Genomic DNA, 262 nt, shown 5'->3' with positions numbered 1-262 from the left:
GGATCCGCTGGATTCGTGTTGTACTGAACAAGCTCGGACCGGATTCTCCGGTCCCCCGAGACGCCGAGAGGAGGCGAGACCAGTGATCAGCTTCATGACGAGCCAGAAAATGACCGATCGTTCGGTCGTCGCCGCCTGCACCCTTGGCGCCTCGCTGCAGGGCACCGGTCTGTCCGGCTCCGGCCGGCTGTCCGGCCTCGAGGTCTCCCGTGCCGCTTCCCTGGTGATCCTGCCGGAGGCGAAGCGTGACGAGCGACCGACC

Annotated in this window: 1 protein-coding gene; it reads left to right on the top strand. The window is 66.4% G+C overall.

Annotated elements, in window-relative coordinates:
* Positions 1–82: 82 nt before the first annotated feature.
* Positions 83–262: hypothetical protein (locus GJQ66_RS13025; RefSeq protein WP_230379632.1), on the top strand; the 180-nt coding region annotated here is incomplete at its 3' end.

It is taken from the genome of Microbacterium sp. ZXX196 (assembly GCF_009709595.1).
Classification (GTDB): Bacteria; Actinomycetota; Actinomycetes; order Actinomycetales; family Microbacteriaceae; genus Microbacterium; species Microbacterium excoecariae.
Note: the sequence above shows the minus strand (reverse complement) of the source record. Positions and strands in the feature narration are given on the sequence as shown.